This window comes from Streptomyces sp. NPDC005303 (assembly GCF_040607335.1).
Lineage (GTDB): Bacteria > Actinomycetota > Actinomycetes > Streptomycetales > Streptomycetaceae > Streptomyces.
In genome coordinates this window covers 21,993-29,961 of sequence record NZ_JBEXGM010000055.1, presented here as the reverse complement: position 1 = coordinate 29,961, position 7,969 = coordinate 21,993, and the positions used below count along the sequence as shown (strand labels likewise).

The 7,969-nt window shown below is 71.7% G+C and carries 9 protein-coding genes; all 9 read right to left on the bottom strand.

What is annotated here, in order from left to right; translation table 11 throughout:
* Window positions 1-84 precede the first annotated feature (84 nt).
* The 9 genes from ABZT93_RS38705 to ABZT93_RS38665 are packed head-to-tail and all read right to left on the bottom strand — an operon-like array spanning window position 85 to window position 7,965.
* On the bottom strand, window positions 85-804 hold the full coding sequence (locus ABZT93_RS38705) for a FadR/GntR family transcriptional regulator (protein WP_356113525.1): 720 nt from the start codon (window positions 802-804) through the stop codon (window positions 85-87).
* Window positions 795-1,826, bottom strand: coding sequence for an aldo/keto reductase (locus tag ABZT93_RS38700; protein ID WP_356113523.1), 1,032 nt, complete (start codon window positions 1,824-1,826; stop codon window positions 795-797). Before ABZT93_RS38700 ends, ABZT93_RS38705 begins: the two co-directional genes overlap by 10 nt.
* A gap of 22 nt (window positions 1,827-1,848) precedes the next feature.
* A complete protein-coding gene (locus ABZT93_RS38695; RefSeq protein ID WP_356113521.1) occupies window positions 1,849-2,886 on the bottom strand; it encodes a sugar kinase in 1,038 nt (345 codons plus the stop codon).
* A complete protein-coding gene (gene eda, locus ABZT93_RS38690; protein WP_356113519.1) occupies window positions 2,883-3,515 on the bottom strand; it encodes a bifunctional 4-hydroxy-2-oxoglutarate aldolase/2-dehydro-3-deoxy-phosphogluconate aldolase in 633 nt (210 codons plus the stop codon). Before eda ends, ABZT93_RS38695 begins: the two co-directional genes overlap by 4 nt.
* Window positions 3,512-4,273 (bottom strand): SDR family oxidoreductase, encoded by a 762-nt coding sequence (locus tag ABZT93_RS38685; RefSeq protein WP_356113517.1) that lies wholly within the window; start codon window positions 4,271-4,273, stop codon window positions 3,512-3,514. Before ABZT93_RS38685 ends, eda begins: the two co-directional genes overlap by 4 nt.
* Window positions 4,270-5,313, bottom strand: coding sequence for an alcohol dehydrogenase catalytic domain-containing protein (locus tag ABZT93_RS38680; RefSeq protein ID WP_356113516.1), 1,044 nt, complete (start codon window positions 5,311-5,313; stop codon window positions 4,270-4,272). Before ABZT93_RS38680 ends, ABZT93_RS38685 begins: the two co-directional genes overlap by 4 nt.
* Window positions 5,310-5,747, bottom strand: a complete 438-nt coding sequence (locus tag ABZT93_RS38675) for an RbsD/FucU domain-containing protein (protein ID WP_356113514.1) — start codon at window positions 5,745-5,747, stop codon at window positions 5,310-5,312. Before ABZT93_RS38675 ends, ABZT93_RS38680 begins: the two co-directional genes overlap by 4 nt.
* 12 nt (window positions 5,748-5,759) lie before the next feature.
* Window positions 5,760-6,647: an amidohydrolase family protein gene (locus tag ABZT93_RS38670; protein ID WP_356113512.1), complete on the bottom strand. Its 888-nt coding sequence runs from the start codon at window positions 6,645-6,647 to the stop codon at window positions 5,760-5,762.
* On the bottom strand, window positions 6,640-7,965 hold the full coding sequence (locus ABZT93_RS38665) for an L-fuconate dehydratase (protein WP_356113511.1): 1,326 nt from the start codon (window positions 7,963-7,965) through the stop codon (window positions 6,640-6,642). Before ABZT93_RS38665 ends, ABZT93_RS38670 begins: the two co-directional genes overlap by 8 nt.
* Window positions 7,966-7,969: the final 4 nt, after the last annotated feature.

Below are 7,969 nucleotides of genomic sequence, written 5' to 3'. Positions count from 1 at the left end.
GCAGGAGCGGGCGGCTCCTCCACCTCGGGCTCCTCCTCCAGGGCGGGCGGTTCCTTCGCGGAGGCGCGGGTGTCTCCGTCCATCTCACCCAATGGATCCCGTCATCGGCAAGGCCTCCGTGGACTCCACGTGCTCGCGCAGCCACTGCTCGGTGTTGTTGACATGCACCAAAGCCGCGGCATGACTCAGAAGGGTGTCACGCGCGGCCAGCGCAGCGTAGATCGCCTCGTGCTCCGCGAGGGTTCGGGCCGCCGCACGGGTGTCCACCAGACCGCGCCAGATCCGGACGCGCAGGGTGCGGCCCGAGATGCCCTCGAGCAGCGCGATCAGCGTTTCGTTGCCCGTGACGTCGACGATGGCCCGGTGGAACGCCACATCGTGCGCGTTGAGCCGCTCGACGTCGTCGCGCGCCTCACGCATGGCGTCCAGATGCCGCTTCACCTCCGCCAGTCCGTCGTCCGACAGCCGGGCGACGGCGAGGGCGGTGGCGGCGGGCTCGAGCAGTCGGCGCACCTCCATGAGGTCGAGTACGGCGGTGGGGTCGCCCTGGAGCAGTTCCACCGCACCGCCGAGGCCTTCGAGGAGCAGGCTCGGCTGCAGGCTGGTGACATACGTGCCGTCGCCGCGTCTGATCTCCAGAACGCGCGCCACGGACAGTGCCTTCACCGCCTCGCGCGCGAGGTTGCGGGAGAGCCCGAGCTGGGCGGCCAGCTCCGGCTCGGGGGGCAGTTTCGCCCCCGGAGGCAGGGCCCCGGAGGCGATGAGTTCGCGGATCTGTGTGATCGCCTTGTCGGTCAGGGACACCCTGGGCTCCTCTCACCCGGTGCGGAGACGCCGGTGCCGTCGGCGAAGGGGGTGTCGGGTCGGATAAGTCCCTGGGAGCGCAGATCGTGCCAGAGGTCCTGGGGCGGGTGCTGCCGGTGCAGTAGCACGTTGCGCCGGACCTGCGCGGGGTCGCGCATGCCGAGGGTGACGTTGATGACGCCGGGGTGGGTGAGGGGGAAGGCGATGGCGGCGGCGGGCAGGGTGGTGCCGTGGGCCTCGCAGACGTCGGCGATGGCACGCGCACGGTCGACGAGCTCGGGCGGCGCGGCCCGGTAGTCGTACTTCATGCCTTCGGCGGGCCGGTCGCGCGAGAGCAGGCCGGAGTTGAAGACGCCGACGGCGACGACGCTCTTGCCGAGTTCCTGAGCGGCGGGCAGGACGTCGTCCAGGCCCGACTGGTCGAGGAGGGTGTAGCGGCCGGCCAGCATCACCACGTCGGCGGCGGTCTCGCGCAGGAAGCGGGTGAGCATGGCGGACTGGTTCATGCCGGCGCCGATCGCACCGATGACGCCTTGGTCGCGCAGTGCGGCGAGGGCGGGCATGGCTTCGTCGGCGGCCTGCCGCCAGTGGTCGTCGGGGTCGTGGAGGTAGACGATGTCGAGGCGGTCCAGCCCGGTGCGGCCGAGGGTGTCGTCGATCGAGCGCAGGACGCCGTCACGGCTGAAGTCCCATTGCCGCCGCAGTTCGTCACGGACGACGAAACCCTCGGTGTCGACGCCTTGCGGGTGTTCGTTGGGGACGAGGAGGCGGCCGACCTTGGAGGAGATGACGTACTGGTCGCGGGGGCGGTTGCGCAAGGCGGCGCCCAGTCGGCGTTCGGACAGGCCCAGGCCGTAGTGGGGGGCGGTGTCGTAATAGCGGATGCCCGCGTCCCAGGCGGTGTCGAGGGCTGCGGCGGCGTCCTCGGCGGTGGTGGTGCGGTAGAGGTTGCCGATGACGGAGGCGCCGAAGCCGAGCTCGGTGAGCTCGACGGCGGTGTCAGGGATCTTTCGGCGGTGCAAGGGGTGCTCCTGAAAGGGTCGTTCAGCGTCGGACGTGTGCCGTGGCGCCCGCGAGGAGCGCTTCGACCTCGCCCAGGGTTGCCATGGAGACGTCACCGGGCGTGGTCATGGTGAGGGCGCCGTGGGCGGTGCCGTAGGCGAGCGCGCGCTCCAGTCCGGCACCGGTGAGCAGCCCGTAGATGAGGCCCGCGGCGAAGCCGTCACCGGAGCCGATGCGGTCCAAAACATGCAGACCGGGCATGCGGGGGCCGCTCACCAGGCCGGTCTCGGATGACCAGGCGAGCGAGGACCAGTCGTTGACCCCGGCCGAGGGCACCTCGCGCAGGGTCGTCGCCAACACTCTCGCCTGCGGCAGCTGGGAGGCGACCGAGGCGAGCGCGTGGGGTACCTCGTCGTCGGTCAACCGCACGGCACCCGGCTGCGGTCCCGCGAGGCCCAGCGCTCCCACGACGACGTCGGCGTGCCGGGCCAGGCGCAGGTCGATCTCGCGGGCACGGTCGGCGCCGCCCCGGCCGTCCCAGAGGCTGGGCCGGTAGTTGGGGTCGTAGGAGACGGTGACGCCGTGGCGGCGGGCGGCCGCCATGGCCTCGTCGGCGACGTCGACGGTGGTGTCGGACAGGCCGGCGAAGATGCCGCCCGTGTGGAACCAGCGCACCCCGGCCGAGAACACCGCGTCCCAGTCGACGTCCCCCTTGCCCAGCTGGGATACGGCCGTGTTCCCGCGGTCGCTGACGCCCAGCGCGCCGCGGATGCCGAAGCCGCGCTCGACGAAGTTCAGGCCGTTGCGCGCCGTGCGCCCCATGCCGTCCGCCGCGACCCAGCGAATGTGCGAGGTGTCGACGCCGCCCTGGAGGATCAGGTCCTCCACGAGCCGGCCGACCGCGTTGTCCGCCAGGGCGGTGACCACGGCGGTGCGCAGACCGAAGCAGCGGCGCAGACCGCGTACGACGTTGTACTCGCCGCCGCCCTCCCAGACCTGGAAGGTACGGGCGGTGCGGATCCGGCCCTCGCCGGGGTCGAAGCGCAGCATCACCTCGCCCAGGGCGATCACGTCGGTCACGGTGCCGTCCTCTCCACTGCCTCGGCGGTCAACCGGCGGATCTCGTCGTACGCGCCGCGTTCGAGGTGGCCGGGGGTGGCGATCCAGCTGCCGCCCACGGCGAGGACCGAGGGGTGGCCGAGGTAGGCGGGCAGCTGGTCGGGGCCGATGCCGCCGGTCGGTATGAAGCGCGCCCGCGGGAAAGGAGCGGCGAGCGCGCGGAGCATGGCGGTGCCGCCGAGCGGTTCGGCGGGGAACAGCTTGACCGTGTCGACGCCCGCCTTCAACGCGCGCATCAGCTCGGTCGCCGTCGCCACGCCCGGCGCGACCGGTACCCCCAACTCACTTGCCGCGTCGATCACTTCGTCGTCGAAGCCGGGCGAGACGAGGAAGCGGGCCCCGGCCGCCACGGCCCGTTCCGCCTGCTCCGCGGTGAGCACGGTCCCGGCGCCGACAGTCAGAACGCCGTGCGCCGCCATCGCCTTCACTACCCGTTCGGCGTCCGGCGTGCGGAAGGTGACCTCCGCACAGCGGGCGCCGCCCGCCGCGAGCGCGTCGGCCAGAGGGCCGGCACTCGCGACGGACGGCACGGTGAGCACGGGCAGGAGACGCGACCCCGCCAGTACGGCGGCCAGGTCGGTGGTGGTCATCGTCCGAGCCATCCGCCGTCGACGGGCAGGGTGGTGCCGTGGATGTAGTCGGAGGCGGAGGAGGCGAGGAAGACGGTGGCGCCGGCGAGGTCGTCGGCGGTGCCCCAGCGTCCGGCGGGGATGCGTTCCAGGATGGCCTTGCTGCGGACGGGGTCGTCCTGGAGGGCCTGGGTGTTGTCGGTGGCGATGTAGCCGGGGGCGAGGGCGTTGACGTTCACGCCGTGCGGTGCCCATTCGTTGGCCAGGGCCTTGGTCAGTCCGGCGATGCCGTGCTTGGCGGCGGTGTAGCCGGGGACGTTGATGCCGCCCTGGAAACTGAGCAGCGACGCCGTGAAGATGACCTTGCCGTGTCCGCGGTCCACCATGGTGGCGCCCACGGCCCGGGTGAGTGCGAACTGCGCGCTGAGGTTGACCTGGAGGACCAGCTCCCAGTCCGTGTCGCTGTGCTGGGCGGCCGGGGTGCGGCGGATGGTGCCGGCGTTGTTGACGAGGATGTCCACCGGGCGTTCACGCGTGGCGAGGTCCTGGCCGAGGGCCTGGACGGCGGCCGGGTCGGCGAAGTCGGTGCGGATCGCCTCGAAGGTGCCTCCGGCGGCGGTGACGTCCTTCTCCACCTGGCTGCCGGACTCCTCCAGGGTGGCGCTCACCCCGATCACGTCCGCGCCGGCCTCGGCGAGCGCGCGGGCCATCGCCCGGCCGATCCCGCGCCGGGCGCCGGTGACGACGGCGAGCTTTCCGGTGAGGTCGAAGGCGCTCATTCGGTCGCTCCCTGGGTGTCGTCGGTGCAGTCCACGAGGATCTTCATCACGTCTGCGCCGCTCTCCAGCGCCTCGAACGCGGCCGACGCCTCGGCAAGCGGTACGACCTTGCTGATCAGCCGGTCGGCGGGGATGGTGCCGTCGGCGACCAGGGTCACGGCCCGCTCGAAGTCGGAGCGGTCGTACAACCGGGCGCCCACCAGGGTCAGTTCACGCCAGAAGAAACGGTGCAGGTTCACCTCCCGGGGCCGGGGGTGAATCGCCACCAGGCACAACCGGCCCCGCACCCCAAGGACATCGACCGCCGTCTCCACACCTGCCGCCGCCCCCGAGACCTCGAAAGCGACATCCGCGCCGGCCTCGCCCGTCCACTGCTGGACGATTTCGGTGATGTCATCGGCGGCCGGGTCCCACGTGCTCAGGCCCAACTCCTCGGCCAGCAGGCGGCGGTGGGCGTTGAGTTCCACCACCCGCACCTCGGCGCCGGCCGCTTGGGCGACCAGGGCGATGAGGATGCCGACCGGGCCGCCGCCGACCACGACGACCTTCTCGCCGTCCTTGACCGCCGCCCGGCCCACATCGTGCACCGCGACCGCGGTCGGCTCGACGAGCGCGGCCCGGTCCAGGGGCAGGGATTCGGGCAGCCGTATGAGGGTGGAGGCGGGCACGGTCCAGCGCTGCTGCATCGCGCCGGGGGAGTCGATGCCGATGAAGTCCAGGTGCTGGCAGATGTGTTGGTGACCGGCGCGGCAGGCGGGGCAGGTGTCGTCCCAGCGCAGCGGCATGACGGTGACCGCGTCCCCGGGCTGCCAGCCCTCGACGCCGGGTCCGACGCGCACGATCCGGCCCGCCATCTCATGTCCCAGTACGGCGGGCGTGGCGACCCGGGCATCCATGTCCCCATGGAAGATGTGCAGGTCGGTGCCACAGATACCGACATAGGCAGGGGCCAATTCCACCTCCCCCGGCCCGGGTTCGGAGGAGGCGGCGGGTGCGGTGTCCAGGGTGCGGGCCGAGGTGTAGTGAACAGCGAGAGTCATCGTGGGGTCAGGGTCCCTTCCGCGCGGACGCCGATCGTCAGCAGCAGGTTGGCGTAGGTACGGGTGTCGCCGGTGACGACGGCGAGGGCCAGGTCGGGGGAGCGGGCGGCGTCGTAGAACGCGAAGCGGCCGAGGGTGTCGACGGGCACCGGCGCCAGTCTGGAGCGGTACTCGGCGATGGCCGGTGGCTCCGGCTCGCCCTCGGGAGGCACCATCACCTGCGCCGACTCCACGGGCAGGGCGCGCAGCAGTACGTCGAGGACGGTGGTGACATCGAGGGTGCCGGGGGCCAGGTTGAGGTGGACGGTTCTGGCCCGTTCCCCGACGGCGGTGCTGGCGGGGTAGTGGCCGTCGGCGAGCAGGACACGGGCGCCGTGTCCGGCGCCGGCGAGCGCTTCGAGGATGCCGGGGTGCAGCAGTTCGGTCAGCAGCACGCAGTCCTCTCCTTACTTCTCGTTCTCGTGGTCGGTCAGCCGGTAGAAGGCGGTCGCTGTGTCGCAGAGCACCACCTGCCTCTCGTGCGGAGAGCAGTCGTCCAGCAGGTGTTCGACTGCTTCGGCCCAGCGCGCCCAGCCGCCGGCGAGGACACAGACGGGCCAGTCGGAGCCGAACATCAGCCGCTCGGGGCCGAAGGCGGCCAGCAGGATGTCCCAGACGGGGCGGATGTCGTCGAGGGTCCACGAGCGGTGATCGGCCTCGGTGATCAGCCCCGAGACCTTGCACACCACCTGCGGATGCGCGGCCAGTGCTCGTATCCCGCGCTCCCAGTCGGCGAGGTCGTGCCGGGCGATGGGCGGCTTGCCGGAGTGGTCGAGCACCAGCGGCAGGTCTGGAAGACGCTCGGCGAGGCGGATCGCCTGGGGGAACTGGTGGCTGCGGATGAGCACGTCGTAGCCGAGTCCCCGGACTTGCACGGCGCGCAGGCCCCGCTCGACGGACGGCTGTTGCAGCCACTCGGGGTCGGACTCGCCTTGCACGAGATGACGTAGTGCTCGCAGATGTCCTCCCCCGGGCGCGGAACGCAATCCGTCGAGTACGTCGCCGATCGCGGGGGAGGCCAGGTCGGCCCAGCCGACCACCGCCCCGACCAGGGGTTCTTGGCCGGCAAGGGCGAGCAGTTCCCCCGTCTCCTCCGCTGAGGCGACGCACTGCACGACCACCGTGCTCGTCAACGATCGCCCCGCCAGGGGCCGTTCGGCGGCCCGCCGCAGGTCCTCGATGCCGTGGCTGCGGCGGATCGGCTCGTGGCCGGGTTCGTCGAGCCAGGGCTGAGGGCGGCGATCCAGGTCCCAGACATGGTGGTGTGCGTCGACCAGGGGGAGGACATCAGACACGGGCGGACCAGACCGGGCCGTCGGGGTAGGTGTACTCCTTGAGGGAGGCGGGGTGCATCTGCGCGCTCAGTCCGGGCAGTGTCGGGGCGAGGTAGTGGCCGTCGACGACGCGGACCGGGTCGACGAAGTGCTCGTGCAGGTGGTCGACGTACTCGATGACCCGGTCCTCGGTGGTGCCGGTGACGGCGACGTAGTCGAACATCGACAGGTGCTGGACCATCTCGCAGAGGCCGACGCCGCCGGCGTGCGGGCAGACCGGGACGCCGAACTTGGCGGCCAGCAGCAGGATGGCGATGTTCTCGTTGACGCCGCCGACGCGGGCCGAGTCGATCTGGACGATGTCGACCGCGCCGGCCTGGAGGAGCTGCTTGAAGACGACCCGGTTGGCGATGTGTTCGCCGGTGGCGACCTTGATGGGGCTGAGCGCCTTGCGGACGGTGGCGTGGCCGAGGATGTCATCGGGGGAGGTGGGCTCCTCGATCCAGTACGGGTCGTAGGGGGCCAGGGCGCGCATCCAGTCGATGGCGGGCTGGATGTCCCATCTCTGGTTGGCGTCGACGGCGATGCGGATGTCCGGGCCGACGGTCTCGCGGGCGGTGCGCAGGCGCCGAATGTCGTCCTGCAGATCGGCTCCGACCTTCAGCTTGATCTGGGTGAAGCCGTCCGCGACAGCCTCGCGGGCGAGGCGGGCCAGCTTCTCGTCGGAGTAGCCGAGCCAGCCGGGGGTGGTGGTGTAGGCGGGGTAGCCGCGTTCCAGCAGGTGGGCGATGCGCTCCTGGCGGCCGGACTCGGCGCGGCGCAGGATCTGAAGCGCTTCCTCTGGGGTGAGGGCGTCGGACAGCCAGCGGAAGTCGACCTGTGCGACCAGGTCCTCGGGCGACATCTCGCCGAGGAAGCGCCACACGGGCTTGCCCGCTCGCTTGGCCGCGAGGTCCCAGGCGGCGTTGACGACCGCGCCGGTCGCCATGTGGATGGCGCCCTTCTCCGGTCCCAGCCACCGCAGTTGAGGGTCGTGGACCAGCGAGCGGGAGAAGGCGCCGAGGTCGGAGCAGACCTGCTCCACCGACAGGCCGACCACGTGCGGGGCGAGGGTGGCGATGGCTGCGGCCTGGGCGTCGTTGCCGCGGCCGGTGGTGAAGGCCAGGGCGTGGCCCTCCAGTCCGTCGCCCGCATCGGTGCGCAGGACCACGTAGGCGGCGGAGTAGTCGGGCTCGGGGTTCATGGCGTCCGAGCCGTCGAGGTGTTCGGAGGTCGGGAACCGCACGTCCAGGACGTCCAGGGCGATGATGCGGGCGGATGCGGGCACGGGGGAGGACATGGCG

Excerpts from the sequence above, each read along its gene's own strand:
- eda (WP_356113519.1), bottom strand. The coding sequence starts at position 3,515 with ATGACCACCACCGACCTGGCCGCCGTACTGGCGGGGTCGCGTCTCCTG.
- ABZT93_RS38685 (WP_356113517.1), bottom strand. The coding sequence starts at position 4,273 with ATGAGCGCCTTCGACCTCACCGGAAAGCTCGCCGTCGTCACCGGCGCC.
- ABZT93_RS38680 (WP_356113516.1), bottom strand. The coding sequence starts at position 5,313 with ATGACTCTCGCTGTTCACTACACCTCGGCCCGCACCCTGGACACCGCA.
- ABZT93_RS38665 (WP_356113511.1), bottom strand. The coding sequence starts at position 7,965 with ATGTCCTCCCCCGTGCCCGCATCCGCCCGCATCATCGCCCTGGACGTC.